Below are 16,454 nucleotides of genomic sequence, written 5' to 3' on the forward strand. Positions count from 1 at the left end.
TGCTACTACCTCCTCGCTAATCATATTTCTTTAAGATATTCCCCGAACAGCTTCAGCCCCTCAGCCAGAAGCTCTGAGTCAAAGGCGTAGCCGATGCGCACGGCGCCTTCCATCTCAAAGCATTCGCCCGGAGTGAACATGACCCCCCTGGATTTAAGCAATCCGATGCAGAGATCCCGCGAGGGCATGTCTTTTTTGTAATAGACCAGTGCCGTTGTGCCGGCCACAGGCTTCTGATACCAGACTTCTTCGGTGGCGTTCACCCACTCATCCAGAATACGCCGGTTCTTCAGCAGAATCGCTCTGTTTCTGGCGTAAATCGCCTCTTTATTGGCCAGAGCAAGCGCCGCAAGTTTATCGTCGATTACCGGGCAGCTGATAGTGTCATAATCCCTTCTTTCCCTTGCCAGCCGCACCAGTTCTTTGTCGCGGGAGACAAACCAGCCGATACGCAGTCCCGCCAGAGAATAGATTTTGGACATACTGCCTACGCTGATTCCCTTCTCGTAGATATCGACGATGCTGGGCATATAGCTGCCGTCTTCGGAAATTCCGCGATACACCTCGTCACAAAGTACATAGGCGTCCACGCTTCGCGCGATTTCAGCGATTTTCTGCATTTCCTCTGCCGGAATCAGGGAACCGCTGGGATTATTCGGATTGTTGATGGTAATCATCTTTGTGTTCTCGTCCACAAGTGAACGGAGCTCCTCCAGATCCGGAAGGAATCGGTTCTCCGGGTTCAGTCTCAGCACGCGGACCTCCGCACCGATGGATTCCGGTATGGAATAGTGCTGCTGATAGGTCGGCATGACCGATACCATATTGTCTCCGGGCTCCAGCAGTGTCATAATGACCTGATGGTTCGCGCCGATTGCTCCGTGGAGGGGAACGATGTCCTCTGCATTCACATTCTCATAGAGCGACGCGATTCCGGCAAGCAGCTCCGGCGAGCCCTCAATATGACTGTAGGTCAGCCGGGTATCCGCCAGGTCCTTCATATATTCCCCGACATCCTCTCCTGAGAGCGCCAGAAGCTCCCGCACAGTCAATGAGTCGATACATGTTTCTGCCAGATTATACCTGCACCTGGTTTCCCAGTCGTTCATCCACTGTTCCACTTTAAAGGTTCTGATTTTCATGGCTCTTACCTCCGTGTTTACGCCCTTTGTGTTCTTTGCACCCTTTGTGTTCTTTGCACCTTTTGTGCCCTGTCTTTGTCTCTATTCTAACAAAGGTTTCCCCTGTAATTTATTGTAGCTTTCAATAAATTGATGTATAATGTTTGTAAAATATACAATGAGGAGGAGAACGATGGCACTGACGGTAAAAGATATATTAAAGCTGCCTTGCGCCGATTCCTTTGTGCTGGCGGCGGGTAAAGGAGGGCTGGAGAGACCGGTTCAATCTGCGGAGATTCTGGATTACGAGTTTGCTCCGGACGTAGCATACGACGCCGCAGGATCCTTCAATCCGGACAGTGTGGTGCTTTCCAGTCTGCTCTTCGCAAAGGACCGTCCGGAGCTGCTTCTGCCGGCCGTCAGAGAGCTTTCTGATCGCGGTTCTGCGGCCCTGATTTACAAGCAGGTTGTCTTCGAGACGCTTCCTCAGGAGGTTCTGGACTTCGCCGACAAAATGTCTTTCCCTGTTTTTTGTTATCGGGAAGGCACCTGGTTTGAAAATATTATCTTTGACATCATCTACGCCATACGGCAGGATGACTCGTCATTTCTTACCTCCGATGTGGTTGATCAGATGATTCGCGGAGATCTGGGAAAGGAATCCCAGTACCGGATCAGTCACGGTATTTCTTTGTTATTAAAGGAATTCAGCGCCGCGGTGTATCTTCGTCCGGGCAGCTCCGGAGAGCCGGACGTCGCACGCGTTGAAAACTCATTTTATCTGAGCAAGGGAATCAAAACGAAGGTGCTTCCGGTGCCTTATGATGACGGACTGTTCCTGCTGATGACTGCAAGACGGCCTGAACGTTCCGCCTTCGAGGCGGTATTCCGTGAGACTGCTGATGTGCTGGGTATTCCCCGCGGGAGGCTCAGCGTTGTCTGGAGTGGAATCCATCCTTCTCATGAGTGCTTCGGCGAGATTTTCCGGGAGGCCTATTATGGATGGCTCGCGGCTTCCATGACCGGCACGGCTTTTCGTTCTTATGCGGATATCGGCGTGTACCAGTTTCTGATTCCGTTGGCAGATTCGCCTGCCATGACGCGTTTCTCCGCACATTACGCGGAGGCTGTGAAGGCATATGAGGGGACCTGCGCCGCCTGGATTCAGCACGGCGGGGACGCTGCGGCGACGGCCGCGGAGCTGAGATGCCATGTAAACACAGTCCATTATCGTTTGTCCCGCATCAAGGAGCGCATCGGACATCCGGAGTATTCAGACAGCCAGCTGTTCCGGGATCTGTCCATCGCGTATGTGGCGCTGGTGAACCGGAAAGGTTGAAAGGCGTCCGAGGCTCCGGTCATTTGCCGGAGAGAATATCATATTTCCGAAGCTTATCGTAGAGAAGGCTTCGGGAGATGCCGAGGGCTTTCGCCGCTTTCGTCCGGTTTCCGGCGCTCTGTCTGAGGGCAGAGAGGATCTGCTCCTTTTCATAGCGCTCTTTTCCGGCAAAGTAATTTCTTTCTTTGGACAAATCAGAGGACGAATGCTGTTCTGAACTGTGAGTTTCCGCTGCGGGGGTCTCACAGATTTTCTCGCGGATAAAGTTAAAATCGGATTTCTGAAGGATATCGCTGTCTGACATGATACAGGCCCGTTCGATGAAGTGCTTCAGCTCCCGCACATTGCCGGGCCAGCTGTAGGAAGACAGATAGCTGATCGCAGCGTCGGAAATTCCTTTGTAATGAAGATGATACTTGCGGTTAATCTCCTCAATGATTGATTCACAAAGCAGCGGGATATCTTCCGGCCGTTCTCTCAGCGGAGGGATTCTGAGCTCAATCACGTTGATCCGATAGAGGAGGTCCTCGCGGAATTTCTTTTCTTTCACCATCTGGTAAAGATCCTGATTGCTGCAGCATATCACCTGAATGTCCAGCGGGATCGGATGAATCGAGCCGATCCGCTCCACCTCATATTCCTGAAGGACACGCAGAAGCTTGGACTGTGCGTCCAGAGAGAGCTCCTCCACTTCATCCAGCAGAACTGTGCCGTGATTGGCCTCCTCGAATTTCCCCGCCTTTCCGGTCTTGTTGGCGCCGGAGAAGGTGCCGGAAACATAGCCGAACAGTTCGGATTCAACCAGGTCCTTGGGGATCGCGGCACAGTTGATTTTTACAAAGGGTTTGTCGCGACGGTTGCTGACGTTATGAATCGTTGTGGCGAAGACTTCCTTCCCTGTTCCGGTTTCTCCGGTGAGGAGAATCGGCAGAGCGGTGTTGCTGATCCGGAACAGAACATTTTTCAGTTCTGTTATTTTGTCAGAAATCCCCACAATGGAATCAAAAATATCCGGCGCGTTGTTCAGTCCGTGCAGCCGTCTGTTCAGCAGAAGATTGGATTCCTCCAGTTTCCGTACCCGCTCCTGAAGGTTGCGGATCTGCTCTGCGCTGTTGAAGGAACTGGAGGTCGCGACGCCCTGAACCTCTCCGTGGCTGTTGATGACCGGCAGGCGACTGTATACGATCTGACGGCCGTCTTCAAGCTGAAAAAGCTCATCGAAGGCAGGAGATGCGGTATTGATCGCGTCATACAGCTGAGTGTTCGGGATCAGCTCTTCGATCTGCATTCCGATGATATCGTCCTTTTTCTTTCCGAAAAATTCAGCGTAATTGTCATTGATATATATGATCCTCCCGTTTTTGTTCAGCAAAACCTGAAAGTAAAGAGAATCGAATATCTGAAAACAGAGTTCATGAGTGTTCTCATAGATGTTGTCGGACCGGATGAATTTTTTCATGGTGAGCACCTTCTGAAATGTACAAAATAACGGACGAAACTGTCTTGTTTATACAACAATATTATAGCGGTTCTTTCAGGCTGAGTCAATGTGAGAATAGTCAAATGTTAAAAATATGTCAGTTTTTATGACGCGAATATTTGGCACAGCTTTTGCGATTTTATATTCATCATAAATAGTGGAGCCTATTAAGTCCCCTCGGACTTAACGGGTGCTGGCGATAGCCTGCCGGCAGTGCCGCGGCGCGCAATCCACTGGCAAATATCTCCCGGCCGGGGTTATTGAAAAAAGCAGTTATTATTTTTAGAATAGGAGACAATGAAATGAGAGTCGCAATTATGGGCGCCGGCTCCCTGGGAACTATCCTGGGAGCATACGTCGCCAGAGCAGGTTTTGATGTCGTTCTGATCGATCCGTATAAGGAGCATGTAGACGCGCTGAATGAAAAGGGCGCGCATGTGACAGGAACTGTTGATTTCGTTCAGCCGGTCCGGGCGATTACACCGGATGAAATGACCGGAATATATGATGTGGTCATCTATATGGCGAAGCAGACCTTTAATGATGTCGCAATTCCTGAGATTCAGGCACATATTGATGAAAAGAGTACAGTATGTGTGTGCCAGAACGGAATTCCTGAATACGCGGTAAGTGCGGTAATCGGATCCGGAAGAGTCGTCGGCGCACCGGTGGGCTGGGGTGCTACATTTCAGGGACCGGGCTGCTCCGCACTGACAACAGAGGAGGGCCGGCTTAACTTCACCCTGGGTTCTCTGGACGGCCCGATCAATGATCATGTTCACGCTGTCAAGCCGATTCTGGAATCCATGGGAGAAGTCGTTGTATCGGAAAATCTGATCGGACTGAGATGGACCAAACTTCTGATGAACGCTACGTTCAGCGGTCTGTCCACGGCACTGGGTACGACCTTCGGAGGGGTTCTGGATGATGACACGGCGATGAAGCTGATACTGAAGACCGGAAAAGAATGTCTGGATGCGGCCGCGAATGCGGGAATTACAGTGGAGCCCTATGAGGAATATGATTTCTATCAGGCGTTTAAGCGGGGGAATGAGAGGACAAATGAGGAGTCCATCCGTCTGATTCGTGAGATTTGGCAACCCCATTACAAGCTGACTGCCAGTATGGCTCAGGATCTCATGAAAGGACGTAAATGTGAAATTTATGCGATCAACGGCGTTGTATGCGATACCGGAAGAAAATACGGAGTTCCCACTCCGGTAAATGACCGCATCGTTGAAGTTGTATCTGGAATCCAGGACGGCAAATACGAATATTCCCCTGAGAATATCCGGTATTTTCAGGATCTGATTTAACTGCGGAAAGGAGAAGAAGCTATGTCAATGTTACCATTTGTTCTGTGGGCACTGACACTGGTGATCGGGCTGATCATCTATGTCGCAGTGGCGTGTACGATCGAAAAGACAGGGTTGAAGCGTCTCGGAGCGACGGGACATCTGTTTACCTGTAATCCCGGAGAAGATAAAGAGGAAGCAGGAGGTGAGTCACAGTGAACATCTATCTGATTGTATTCATCATATACTTTATGATCATTATTGTGACATCGTTGATCGGATCCAAAAAGGCTGAATCGATGGAAGACTTTGCGGTCGGAGGAAACAAAATGGGTCTGATCCTCGGGATCGGAACGTCCATGGCCACCTGGCTGTCCGTCGCGTCGGTCATGGGCGTGCCGGGAAACATCTATTCGAGAGGCGTGTGCGCGATTTCCGGCTGGATCGCAGGGTGGTTTCTGGCGACAGCACTGATGCCGATCGTCGCTTACAAAGTAAGGAGACCTGCGGTTCCGTGCAGGACATTCCCGGAACTGGTGAATCTGAGATATGATCCGGGAAGAGAGAAAAGTCCGATCCGTATCTTTGTAGCACTCGTTGAGCTGGTAGGATATTTCATTTTCTCGTTCATCCAGATTCAGGGATTTGGAATCGTGCTGTCCAGTATTACAGGTCTCAGCTACAATATCTGCTGCATCGCGTTTATGATTATTCTGGTGTTCACCTGCATGGGTGGATTTGAATCAGTGGCGAGAACTGATACCGCTAATGCGATTCTGATTCTGATCGGAGTTATTGCCGGTGCGATCACGGTAATGAATCTGACCGGAGGCTGGGGAAACATTGTGGATAACTTCGTTACGACGACGGCTCCGGCAGTCGAGGGCGAACCGGCGCTTCAGGCCGGCGTGCTTGGAACGCCATGGGGAATATTCGGATCCAGCGTAATCATTTCAACACTTCTGGCAAACGCGTTCGGATCTGTAGTTGCACCGCACTGGGTTGCCCGGTTCATGGCGCCGAGAAATGCGAAGACAGCGGCGCTGCAGATGTTCTGCGTGCTGCTTCTGCTGGTACCGGTATTTGTCTGCCTGGTGATTATCGGAATGGGAGGAAAGATGATCATTCCGACTCTGCCGAAGGGCGTTACCACGGATTATATGTTTCCGCAGCTGATTATGAAGTATCTGAATCCGGTGTTAGGTTCGCTTGCTCTCACCGCGATCTGCGCCGCCGCGGTATCCACCGCCAATTCTATGCTGCTGCACTGCTCCACGTCGCTGGTGTATGATATCAAACGCGTGATTCAGGGCAAAGAGGCTTCCGATGAAAATGATGAGAAGACGAAGAGAGAACTCCGCATGTGGATTCTTCTTCTCGGCGTTCTGGCCGTGCTCGGAGCGATTGCACAGTTTTCACTGCTCGCACAGGGATTCACCTACGTTTACGGTGCGTTCGGTTCGATGTTCTTCGCCCTTATTCTGCTGGGACTGTTCATGAAAAGGATGAACCGTCCGGCCGCGTGGGTGTCCATGATCGTCGGACTCGTGATGTATCTCTACTGCACGATCTGCGGAGCACCGTTCGGACTTCCGACGTTTATCGTTTCCGCCGGTCTGTCCGTGATTTCCGCTCTCATTGTGATGAGTGTGACAAAGAAACCGCCGCTTGAAGCGTATGAGGCGTATTTTGCGGATGAGGTCAGCGAGAGTACGCTGGCGACGATTCACAGAATACGCAAGGATGCGTGAAAAGCTTTTGAAGAAAATTCAGATGCGGAGGACTGTATTATGATACTGGACAGCAAAGAAATCTATGTCGAACCGGATATTCCGAAGGGAACAGAGATTCTGAAGGATGTCGGGATCTCTTCGGAGGGGATTGAGCGGGGAGAACGCGGTCTCCGAATTCCGGAAGGAATCAGAAAAATTGACTGCAACGCATTTCAGCAGTACAACACGGGAGCGGTCGTGTCCAATATTATGAATGTCCTTTCAAGACACAATGCTGAGGTCAGGGAATGGATGAAAAAACTGCGTCGGAAGAATCTTGTGAAGATCACATTTCCTGAAGAGGCGGGGGATTCAGTTTCCGGGCGTGCGGAATTCCTCGTGAAAAAGGAAGAGCGTGTCAGGCTTCTGAAACTGGATCTCCCGGCAAGTCTGGCTGAGGCTGAAGCGGGGGCGTTTCCTGTTCTTCTGGAGCAGATTGACGTATCGGAACAGAATCCGAATTTCACTTCTGTGGATGGCGTAATGTTTTCAAAGGATCGTAAAACTCTTCTGCGGTATCCGGGACTCCGATCGCAGGAATATCAGATTCCGGAGGGCACGGAATGCATAGCGGAAGGGGCGTTTTCCGGAGCTGTTCTGAAAAGACTGGAGCTGCCCTCCACGCTGCGGCGCATTGAAAACCAGGCCTTTCGTGCAGTATACGGTCTGGAGGATGTGGTCTGCAAATCGCAGTCCGTCTCGATGGGAACATCGGTCTTTCGCGACAGTGTCCTGAAAAGTACAGACTGGTGGGTCTGGGAGGAAATCCCGAAGGCGACGTTCCTGAACTGTGCACTTTTGGAAATTGCAATACCGGAAGGAGTAACGGAAATACGGGATTACGCGTTTGCGGGATGCCGGCGCGTGAAGAGAATTATAATACCGTCTTCCGTCGAGATTATCGACAGGCACAGCTTCGAGGAAGGGAACGGATTCAGTGCGGAGGTGCAGCTGCCCCGGAATTTGTTCCGCTACGCATACCGGTTTCCGCCGCTCACCGAGATTAACGGAAAGCCGCAGAGAGAAATCTGGAAGAGCCTGTCTCCAGAGGAACGTCGCGAGGAACCTGATGTTCTGAGCACCCACAGGGAAAGTCTGAAGCGGCAGCTCAGCAAACTGCGCTTTATGAATCTTACGGCTAAACGAAAAATGAAAGCGGAGCTCGAGCTTTTAAGTGAAATTGGATGAAAGGATCAGCAGCATGAATAAAAAATTCGATATGATGAGTATAGAAGAACGCAGAGCGTATATTCTCGAAACGGCTGTTCTGGATGAGGAAGACCTTGAAATTCTGAAGAATGGCGGTCTTACAACGGAAATGGCGGATTCGATGGTTGAAAATGTTATCGGAACATATTCGCTTCCCTTCAGCGCTGTCCCGGGATTTGTTATTAACGGAAAAGAAATGACGATTCCAATGGTGGGCGAGGAACCCTATGTCACCCAGTCGACAATGCACGGCGCGGAACTTGCTGCGAGAAACGGCGGGTTCACCGCGATCGCATCAGAGTCCGTTATGGTCGGTCAGATTCAGATGACGGGCATTGCAAATCCGAAAACCTCCGGACTCGGGATTCTCCGGGCAAAGGAGGAGATCGTCAGAGCTGCGAACGATTGTGATCCTGTTCTTCTGAAGTTCGGAGGCGGATGCAGGGACGTTGAGGTCCGTATTGTGGAATCTATACAGGGACCGATGGTCGTTGTACATCTGCTGATTGATGTGCGTGACGCAATGGGAGCGCAGACGATCAACAGGATGGTTGAGGCTGCGGCACCTGTTATCGAGAGGATTACCGGTGGGAAAGCAAATGTAAAGGTTGTGTCAAACAATGCGGTTTATCGCATTGCCCGCGCGTCCGTCACAATCAGAAAGGAAGATCTGGGCGGTGAGGAATTTGTGGACAGATTCGTTTCCGCATATGCTTTTGCAGATGCAGATCCGTTTCGCGCTGTTACAAATAACAAAGGAGTCATGAACGGAATGATTCCGGTAGTTGTTGCGACAGGCAATGATACTCGTGCCGTCGAGAGCGGGGTGCATTCTTATGCTGCCCGTACAGGGAGGTATCGCCCGATCACAGTGTGGGAGAAGAATGCGGACGGAAACCTGGAAGGCATGATTGAGACGCCTATGGTCGTTGGAACTGTCGGGGGAACCAGCAGATTTCATCCCGCGGCACGGACATCTCTGAAGATGATGGGAATTACAAAGGCGAAGGAGCTGGAAGAGGTCATTGTCAGTGTCGGTCTGGCCGCGAATCTGGGGGTCCTGTACTCGCTGGTTACAGTTGGGCTGTTCGGCGACTTTGATGATGCAAGAAAATAGAACAGAAGTTTAAAGAATCAATATAGATAAGATAACGGGAGGTAATTAAAATGGCAAAGAAAAAAACTATTATAACGGCCGCAGTCACCGGGGCGTGGCCCAAGAAAGAGAATAATCCGAATGTACCGATGACACCGGAGGAAATCTGTGAGGATGTCTACGCGTGCTGGAAAGCCGGCGCTGCAGTCGCACATCTCCATATGAGAGATGATGAAGGAAACGGAACGATGGATCATGAGAAATTCAGAAAGACTGTCGATCTGATTCATACAGAACATCCGGATTGTGATATCATCCTGAATCTGACGACATCAGGAGATATCTATGCCGATGACGATATCCGCGTGCAGCATGTCAGAGAGCTGAAACCGGAAATGGCGTCGTATGACTGCGGCTCTATGAACTGGCTGAACGCCAGTCTGTTTATCAACAGTCCTGAGTTCCTGGAGAAATGCGGGAAACTGTTTCAGGAGACCGATACGAAGCCGGAAGTGGAGGCGTTTGACCCGGGAATGATCGCCAACGCCGCTTATTACGTCAAGAAAGGGATTCTGAAAGCCCCCCTGCATTTTCAGTTCTGTATGGGATGTGCCAATGGAATCCCGGGATCGCTTAAAAACCTGCTGTTCATGAAAGAGACCATGGATCAGTTGTGCCCCGGTTCCACCTGGTCGGCATTCGGAGTAGGACACTCTGCAATGGAAGTGATGTATGCGACGATCGCACTTGGCGGGAATATCCGAGTCGGGATGGAGGATAATGTAATGTATGCGAAAGGGCAGCTTGCTGAGAGCAATGCACAGTTTGTTGCCAGAGCGAAGCGTGTCATCGAAGAATACGGCAATGAAGCCGCATCGCCGGCAGAGGCCAGAGAGATCCTCGGGCTGGGGAAATAAGCCATATGACGAAGACCTCCGAACCGTATAAACAATTCATACCGGTCCGGAGGTCTTCGTGCGATTACTGTTCTGGCTGTCCGGAATACTCAGCAAACCGCCGTTTTAGAATCCACAACTCTACAACTCCTCAACTACGCTCATAACTCTGCTATTGTACGGCAATGATATTATTGATATAATATTCAGAGAGAAGTTAATGCGCGCTCAGCCATCGAATATGCTTGAAATATCAGAGATACAGGGGCGTATTCGGTGCCTGCCGGCGCACACTGCCACTGGACTGTGCGCCGCGGCGCTGCCGTCAGCGCCACGTTAAGTCCGGCGGGGACTTAACGGGCAGGTACCGGCTGGTTTTGAGGAGAATGTGGAGGAATCGATATGCTGAAAATCAGAGAGCTCGTATCCTCAGATATTGAGCGATACCTGGATGTTTATCTGAACGCCTATCCGGCGTTTAAAACGCTGGATGCGGAGTGCAGGGCCCGGCAGAGGGAGAGAAATCTGCGCAATATGGAACTTTCCGATGTGGACTATATCGGAATGTTTGACGGGGAGGAACTCGTCGCGGCGATGAAGCTGGTGCATTTTCAGATGAACCTGTACGGGAATGTGGTTCCGGCGCTGGGGCTCATGTCGCTCGCGGTTCATCCGCTGCATAAGAAAAAGGGCCTTGCTCTGAAAATGGTTCAGTATTATGAAGCGCGTGCGGTTGAACTGAAGGCGTCCGTGGCCCCGCTGCTGCCCTTTAACATGACGTTTTACAGGAGTATGGGTTACGGGCTCGGGAGCAGGCGCTCGCTGTATCATATCCCGACAGCGAATCTCCCCAAGGGAGAGATTTCCGCTGACCTTCGTTTTGTCAGCGCGCAGGAGCTGGACACGCTCGTCGCCTGCTATAATGAGAAGGTGGAGAGTACGCACGGGATGATCCGGAAAACCGGAGAGGAACTGGGTGATATGAGGGCCGATACCGCTTCCATCCGGCTCGGCGCATATGACGGGCAGAGGATGACCGGCTACCTGATCTACAGGTTCGAGGACGCCAGTGAAACGAACTTTACGCAGAATCGCATTGTGGCAGATGAACTGATCTGCCTGGACGCGGAGACGCTGGAAAGCTTTCTGGAGTACCTGCGGCGTCAGGCGGATCTGGCCCAGTCCGTTGTGCTGACCTCAGGCTGCGACGATTTCTATCATGTCCTGGCAGATCCCCAGGATTTGTCCATGGAATATCTTCCTTACGGGTATCTTCAGGTCTGCAGATCCTTCATCGGGTATATGTACAAGATCGTGGACTACCCTGAATTTTTCCGCGTGACGGGAAACCGGCCCACGGGCGCGGGATCGGTGACTGCGCGTATCGAATATCCGGATGCGTTCGCGAAGGAAGAGCGGTTCCTGCTGCTCGATATCGGAGGGGAGCGCGGCGGCTGGCAGCTTCTTGCATGCGGAACAGCGGGGTCGCCGGATGACGTCCGCGACGGAAGCGAAGGGCCTGTCCCGGAGCTTACGCTCAGATGCAGAGAATGCGACCTGAACGCGCTGCTGATGAACTCGGCGCGCCTTATGCCGCTGATAGACCTGGGCGTTGTCCGGACGGACAACACAGACGCGGCTCGCCGCATGGATATGATTTTGTACTACAGCAGCAAACCCTACAGCAACACGGATTTCTGACGACGGGAGACCGGGAAAGGATGGCAGGCAGAGATGAATTATTCGCTTGAGAGGTTTGAGAAAGAGACCGATATAGTGAGCTACATCGACGGATATGTGGATGTGGAGGAGTTTCTTCCGCGCTGCATGGAATGCGGCTCCTACGGCCGGGTATGGTCGTGTCCGCCTTTTCAGTTTGATCCGATGGAGCTGTGGCGGTCGTACCGGCGGATTCTGATTCAGGGGTACCGTCTTTCCTTTGGGGAGGACAGAACAAAGGAAACAATGACGGAGGCTTTGTGGAAGGTCAAGGAGCAGCTGTCGGAGGAGCTTTTTGTGCAGGAGCGGGAGAACCCGGAAAGTCTGGCTCTCTCTGCAGGCGATTGTCAGCTCTGCGGGGACTGTACGAGGCCGGAGGGAGCGCCCTGCCGGAACAAAGAGAGGATGCGGTATTCCATCGAATCCCTGGGCGGGAATGTGGGGAAGACGCTCTCGGAGCTCTGCGGGATCCAGCTCGAATGGATCCGCGGAGATTGCCTTCCGTCGCATTTTGTCCTGTGCGGAGCGCTCCTGAAAAAGTGAAGGGGACGGCGCTTCAGGCGACACTTCAGCTTCAGACGGCACCCCTCTGCGAGATCTGTATATTCGTCTGATTCATGGCTTCTCCCCTGCTTCATTGAACCTCCTCCTGCTCTGCGGAATTATACTTTGTTTCTGCAGCCTTATTGTCAGAGACGGCGTGACCGGCCCCGGCGACTGTGTGGTTCGCATAGGTATTCCAGGTCGGTTCGTAATCCTCGTTTGCCTGATTTCCCCACATGTCCCAGCCGTCACGAACACCGCGGGCGAACAGTTCGATGCGCGGCCCCTGACTGCAGGCCTCAATAATCGGAATGATTTCGTCGGGTTTTCTGCTGTGCTCCCGCTTGATCGTCCGGATCAGGTTAACCTGAGAGCGGGCGGGCTGGAGAGTTCTGTTCGGGGAGCTTTTTTTCTTTATGCCGAACAAAAGCAGTTCTGTTACATTTCTGAAGTAAAAGCCGACGCCTCTGCCGTCCGGCCAGCCGTCCTTTCGAACCTTTTCCCAGACGATGTTCGCTTTGTACTCAAAGCCCCACGCGTCCATGACCTCGAGCCCCTCCGGCAGGAGGGCGTTCGGTACCCACAGATATAAATGAGCCTTTTCATCGCAGATTTCCGGAACCGGAAGCTCCTTGATGTCCTTTAGGGTCATGGTTTCATATCTTTTCAGACGTTTATGTTCAGGAGCCACTTTTCCGGTCCGGTTCTGAAACTGCCACGGGGGATCAGCGTAAATGGTGTTATACTTCTTCTCTCCTGCGAACGTCAGCAAGTTCTCCGCGGTATCTGTCAATTCTGTCATATCCTTCAACACATTCCTTTCTTATTCCGACTGCCAGAATCGGACAGCCTCCGTTTCTGCGGGAATCAAGTCTGTATAAGAGTTTGCCCATCCAGGTGGTACTTGCTCCGTATTTTCTGAGCAGCGGTTTTCCCTGATCGTCTGTAGCCGATCTGAAAATTTCATTCAGGTCTTCAGACCGTGTCACGATTACCCCTACGTCGATCAGACCGCAGTCGAAATATGTCCGCATCGCGAGCAGATCCCGATCGAAGGTCTGATCTTTGCTGTTCCATTCCAGATCAAAGGCAACTCTGTTCTTCAAAAAGTCGATATTATGTCCGTCGATATACCCCTCAATCACGGTTTCCTCGAAGGGTTCAGAGGAGAAGCGGCCCCGTCGCTGTGTCGTCTGGCGGGGGTATTTCTTCACTGTCAGATCCCCGCTGATTCTGATTTCTCTCCAGCCGTAAGGATATAAGATATCGTCAAACTTTTTCGGAATAGGAGATTCGTTTCCGCCGGATCTTCTGATGTCTGCCAGCGACAGTGAGAGCCGGCTGAGGCAGTCCGTCAGCTCTGACCATTCCTCGGGAAAAGCATAATTCAATATTTCCAGAGCGTGACCGTAATTGTGGAACTCGAAACGACGCCCCAGCTCCGGACGAATCAGTCTTTCTGTCTCCATGTTTAACCTCCATGTGCCGCAGGTACGCGTGACCGGCCCCGGCATATATGCCATATTATACCATGCCGGCGGAAAAAAGTGAAATCGTATCATTTGTTACGGAAGCATCTGTGGTAATATAGTAATGTAAGCTCAGGAAGGAGGAAGGGATCAGTATGAATGGTACATTTTCAGTCGCCGGAGAGCATCCGCCGCGGACGGGCATGACGATCTCCACTGTCTCGGGACTGCGGGGACCGGCAGAGGTTACCTTTTTCTCCCTGGGTGCCGGAACAGATATCAGCGCAGAGGCATACCCTGTTCCGAGACTGTATGTCGGCGCGGGAGGAAAGACGGATTTCTCTCTGGGGAACAAAGGAAACATGGCGCATACGGCGGTCTGCGAGGGTGAACTGCTGGCAGCGCCGGCGGACACCCTCTGCGGAATGGCGTCAGAGGGCGGATCAGTGTATACGGAAATCGTTCCGGGAAAGGAGTTTACGATGAATCAGGCAGTGAAACCGGGAGAGGTATTGAAACTGGCGGATCTTGTGCCGTATGAGGACGGCAGTATCGTCAATCTGGATGTGGCGTCCGGGGAAACCATGAAATTTGTAGTCATGGCCTTCGATGAAGGAACCTCGCTCGCGCCTCACAGCGCGCCGGGCGACGCACTGGTTTTCGCACTGGAGGGAAAGGGCGTTATCGGCTATGAAGGGAAGGAATATCCGATCCGCGCCGGTGAGAACTTCCGGTTCGCGAAAGGCGGCATGCACAGCGTGACGGCTGACGGCAGATTCAAGATGGCGCTGCTTCTGATGCTGGAGCGGTAGCCGAAAGGCAGAGTGCGATATTGCCGGATAAACTATGATAACGCGGCGCCGGGAAAAGGCGTCTGTGTAATAAACAGGAGGTATTAACGATGAAGTACAAAGTAAATGACGGATGTATCGGATGTGGAGTCTGTGAGGCGACCTGCCCTGAGGTGTTCACACTGGTTGACGGCGTAGCTGTGGCGAGCAAGGACCCGGTGCCGGCGGAGTGTGAGGACAGCGCCGCTGAGGCATGTGAAAACTGCCCGGTGGGCGTGATTGAAGAGGCGTAGAACGTCTGAAAACGGAGAGCACGGGTCGGATTTCCACGACCCGTGCTCTTCCGATATCCGGATATCCGATGCGCTGTCATCGGCGCCGCGGATTGCCGCAGTCTTGAGGAGGGAACAGGAACAGACAATATGGATATTATGTATGTAAGTCTTCGGGACATTCTCGAGAATCCGGTCTTCAGGGAGGCGGAGGTTCTGTGCGGAGCGGAAGGCCTCGACCGTACGGTCGGCCGCGTTTCCGTGTTTGACTGCACCTATGAGGAATCGGTGACCGACCCCAATATACTGAGCGACGGCGACCTGTATATCACCTGCCTGGAGCAGTTCAACGACTCAGTCCGCCAGACCCCGCAGGAATTCTTCCGGCTGCTCATCGAGCAGAAAAGCGCGGGTCTCTTCGTGGTGGGCGAGCACGGACTGGGCAATCTGACGGAGGATATCACCGCGCTTTGTGATGAAAAGAATTTCCCGGTGATTCACGTACCCATCGAGATGCCCTACGCGCTGATTATGGACACCGTCAATCAGTATATTCTGTTCGACAACACCAATGCGCTGAACGCCCTGAAGCTCGGGAGGATCCGGTACGCTCGGGAGCAGACGGCGGCAGACCTGGAGATCCTGAACAGCATCAAGCCGGGGATCGGCCGCTTCCTTGCGGTCAGTTACGTCAGCGGCGAGTTTGATTCAGAACTCTCGAGGCTGCAGCTGTACAAGCACTTTCTGAAAGAGCCCGGCGATTTCTTTGTTCTCAATCAGACACAGAAAATCTTTCTGTTCAGCGGAGAAACAAAGGAAGCGCTGCAGCGTCACCGCCGGATCATGATGGAGCGAATACTGGAAAATATGCCGGGAGCCTTTGTGGGCCAGAGCCGCGTGATGATGCGGCGTGATGTGCGAGAAGCCCTGGAGGAGGCCGGAAAATCGCTGATCATCGCGGAGAAGCTGGGGGTACAAAATCAGGTTTACGATCCTCTGAACACCATGCAGCTGCTGCTGATCCTGCGGGATTCACGGGCGGCAGTAGATTTTTATGAGGCGTATGTGGAGCGGATCCGGGAAGGCGGAATCTCCCGGGAAAATCTGCAGGAAACGCTTCGGACCGTCGAGGTGTACGCCGCGCAGCAGGGGAATTACAGAAGAGCGGCGGAAGTGCTGGAGCAGCATGAGAACACCGTCCGTTACAGAGTGAACAAAGTAAGAACCGCTCTGGGGATGTCGGAGGATCCGGTGAAGTTTAATGAAACTGTTGCAATTGCCGTGAAAATCCGGGCGCTGATCGGAGCCGGGCTGGACGGAGCGATGCCGGAGGAGTGAGCCGCGGCCGAACCGTAGATTGAAATAATTACAAAATATAACGGATAAATTTAAAATTAAAACAAGGAATTTCATCATCCGATGCGATATAATACGGTAACGCGCTAAAGCGGT

At 52.3% G+C, this 16,454-nt stretch carries 16 protein-coding genes; 12 read left to right on the forward strand and 4 right to left on the reverse strand.

The window, feature by feature from the left end; genetic code table 11:
- Positions 1 to 20: 20 nt before the first annotated feature.
- Positions 21 to 1,142, reverse strand: a complete 1,122-nt coding sequence (locus tag BHK98_RS08710; RefSeq protein WP_075713441.1) for an aminotransferase — start codon at positions 1,140 to 1,142, stop codon at positions 21 to 23.
- A gap of 172 nt (positions 1,143 to 1,314) precedes the next feature.
- Here BHK98_RS08710 and BHK98_RS08715 point away from each other — a divergent pair, with 172 nt between their 5' ends.
- Positions 1,315 to 2,460 carry a PucR family transcriptional regulator gene (locus BHK98_RS08715; RefSeq protein WP_075713443.1) on the forward strand — a complete coding sequence of 382 codons (1,146 nt, stop codon included), beginning with the start codon at positions 1,315 to 1,317 and terminating at the stop codon, positions 2,458 to 2,460.
- A gap of 19 nt (positions 2,461 to 2,479) precedes the next feature.
- Here BHK98_RS08715 and BHK98_RS08720 read toward each other — a convergent pair whose 3' ends face one another.
- Entirely contained in the window at positions 2,480 to 3,919 is a 1,440-nt protein-coding gene (locus BHK98_RS08720; protein ID WP_083628192.1) for a sigma-54 interaction domain-containing protein, read from the reverse strand.
- Between the two features lie 323 nt (positions 3,920 to 4,242).
- Here BHK98_RS08720 and BHK98_RS08725 point away from each other — a divergent pair, with 323 nt between their 5' ends.
- The 8 genes from BHK98_RS08725 to BHK98_RS08755 all read left to right on the forward strand — a co-directional run bounded on the left by BHK98_RS08725 (position 4,243) and on the right by BHK98_RS08755 (position 12,470).
- Positions 4,243 to 5,256 carry a ketopantoate reductase family protein gene (locus BHK98_RS08725; protein WP_075713445.1) on the forward strand — a complete coding sequence of 338 codons (1,014 nt, stop codon included), beginning with the start codon at positions 4,243 to 4,245 and terminating at the stop codon, positions 5,254 to 5,256.
- Between the two features lie 21 nt (positions 5,257 to 5,277).
- Entirely contained in the window at positions 5,278 to 5,454 is a 177-nt protein-coding gene (locus BHK98_RS13540; RefSeq protein WP_158024483.1) for a hypothetical protein, read from the forward strand.
- Positions 5,451 to 6,986: a sodium:solute symporter family protein gene (locus BHK98_RS08730; RefSeq protein ID WP_075713447.1), complete on the forward strand. Its 1,536-nt coding sequence runs from the start codon at positions 5,451 to 5,453 to the stop codon at positions 6,984 to 6,986. The genes BHK98_RS13540 and BHK98_RS08730 overlap by 4 nt, the downstream gene beginning before the upstream one ends.
- A gap of 39 nt (positions 6,987 to 7,025) precedes the next feature.
- A complete protein-coding gene (locus tag BHK98_RS08735) occupies positions 7,026 to 8,195 on the forward strand; it encodes a leucine-rich repeat domain-containing protein (RefSeq protein ID WP_075713449.1) in 1,170 nt (389 codons plus the stop codon).
- A 13-nt stretch (positions 8,196 to 8,208) separates the two neighbouring features.
- The gene (locus BHK98_RS08740) at positions 8,209 to 9,333 is read left to right on the forward strand and encodes a hydroxymethylglutaryl-CoA reductase, degradative (protein WP_075715103.1); all 1,125 of its coding nucleotides are present in this window, start codon (positions 8,209 to 8,211) and stop codon (positions 9,331 to 9,333) included.
- Positions 9,334 to 9,383: 50 nt separating this feature from the next.
- Positions 9,384 to 10,229: a beta-keto acid cleavage family enzyme gene (locus BHK98_RS08745; RefSeq protein ID WP_075713451.1), complete on the forward strand. Its 846-nt coding sequence runs from the start codon at positions 9,384 to 9,386 to the stop codon at positions 10,227 to 10,229.
- A 381-nt stretch (positions 10,230 to 10,610) separates the two neighbouring features.
- Positions 10,611 to 11,909 (forward strand): GNAT family N-acetyltransferase, encoded by a 1,299-nt coding sequence (locus tag BHK98_RS08750; RefSeq protein WP_075713453.1) that lies wholly within the window; start codon positions 10,611 to 10,613, stop codon positions 11,907 to 11,909.
- Between the two features lie 33 nt (positions 11,910 to 11,942).
- On the forward strand, positions 11,943 to 12,470 hold the full coding sequence (locus tag BHK98_RS08755; protein WP_075713455.1) for a DUF2284 domain-containing protein: 528 nt from the start codon (positions 11,943 to 11,945) through the stop codon (positions 12,468 to 12,470).
- 91 nt (positions 12,471 to 12,561) lie between these two features.
- On the opposite strand, the gene BHK98_RS08760 is transcribed toward BHK98_RS08755, so the two are convergent.
- The gene (locus BHK98_RS08760) at positions 12,562 to 13,272 is read right to left on the reverse strand and encodes an MT-A70 family methyltransferase (RefSeq protein WP_075713457.1); all 711 of its coding nucleotides are present in this window, start codon (positions 13,270 to 13,272) and stop codon (positions 12,562 to 12,564) included.
- A complete protein-coding gene (locus BHK98_RS08765) occupies positions 13,211 to 13,939 on the reverse strand; it encodes a BglII/BstYI family type II restriction endonuclease (RefSeq protein ID WP_075713459.1) in 729 nt (242 codons plus the stop codon). The genes BHK98_RS08760 and BHK98_RS08765 overlap by 62 nt, the downstream gene beginning before the upstream one ends.
- Positions 13,940 to 14,094: 155 nt before the next feature.
- On the opposite strand from BHK98_RS08765, the gene BHK98_RS08770 reads away from it, so the two are divergent.
- The 3 genes from BHK98_RS08770 (at position 14,095) to BHK98_RS08780 (ending at position 16,340) form a co-directional block, all read left to right on the forward strand.
- Positions 14,095 to 14,751: a cupin domain-containing protein gene (locus BHK98_RS08770; protein WP_075713461.1), complete on the forward strand. Its 657-nt coding sequence runs from the start codon at positions 14,095 to 14,097 to the stop codon at positions 14,749 to 14,751.
- Between the two features lie 89 nt (positions 14,752 to 14,840).
- Complete coding sequence (locus tag BHK98_RS08775) at positions 14,841 to 15,023, forward strand: ferredoxin (RefSeq protein ID WP_075713463.1); 183 nt, start codon at positions 14,841 to 14,843, stop codon at positions 15,021 to 15,023.
- 129 nt (positions 15,024 to 15,152) lie between these two features.
- Positions 15,153 to 16,340, forward strand: a complete 1,188-nt coding sequence (locus BHK98_RS08780) for a PucR family transcriptional regulator (protein WP_143404567.1) — start codon at positions 15,153 to 15,155, stop codon at positions 16,338 to 16,340.
- Positions 16,341 to 16,454 lie beyond the last annotated feature (114 nt).

It is taken from the genome of Hornefia porci, assembly GCF_001940235.1.
Classification (GTDB): Bacteria; Bacillota; Clostridia; order Peptostreptococcales; family Anaerovoracaceae; genus Aminicella; species Aminicella porci.